Source organism: Streptomyces poriticola, assembly GCF_036689765.1.
Lineage (GTDB): Bacteria > Actinomycetota > Actinomycetes > Streptomycetales > Streptomycetaceae > Streptomyces > Streptomyces poriticola.
On sequence record NZ_JBAGKH010000098.1, the window covers coordinates 1 to 709 of the forward strand.

Here is a 709-nt window from a genome sequence, read left to right on the forward strand (position 1 = left end):
GCGTGTGTCGCGGGTGTGTGGTCGCTCGAGGATGCGGTGCGTGTGGTTGCGGCGCGTGGGCGGTTGATGCAGGCGCTGCCGGAGGGCGGTGCGATGGTCGCCGTTCAGGCTGCTGAGGGTGAGCTCGAGTTGGCGGGGGGCGTGGAGCTGGCGGCGGTCAATGGTCCGTCGTCGGTGGTGCTGTCCGGTGACGAGGAGGCTGTGCTTGCTGAGGCTGCCCGCTGGTCGGACCGTCGTACGAGGCGTCTTCAGGTCAGTCATGCTTTCCATTCGCGCCGGATGGATCCGGTCCTGGACGAGTTCCGGCGGGTGCTGGAGTCCGTGACGTTCCATGCTCCGCTCGTGCCGTTCGTGTCGTCGGTGACCGGCACCCCGGTCACCGACGAGCTGTGCGACCCCGGCTACTGGGTGCGCAACGTCCGTGAGACCGTCCGCTTCGCCGACGCTGTGGTGGCGGCGGAGGCTGGTGTCTTCGTGGAGTTGGCGCCGGATGCGGTGTTGTCGGGTCCGGTGGCGGAGTCGGCCGAGGGCGTGGTGTGTGTCGCCGCGCAGCGTGCGGGCAAGCCGGCTGCGCAGGCTGTCGTGACGGCGCTGGGGACGCTGCATGCCCATGGTGTCGGTGTCGCGTGGGACCGGTTCTTCGCCGGTACCGGTGCCCGTCGTGTCGAGCTGCCCACCTACGCCTTCCAGCGCGAACGCTTCTGGCTGG

Annotated in this window: 1 protein-coding gene; it reads left to right on the forward strand. The window is 69.7% G+C overall.

Going from position 1 to position 709, the window contains the following annotated elements; all coding sequences use genetic code 11:
* A partial coding sequence (locus V5O46_RS31610; RefSeq protein WP_408649091.1) for an acyltransferase domain-containing protein occupies positions 1-709 on the forward strand: 709 nt, incomplete at both ends.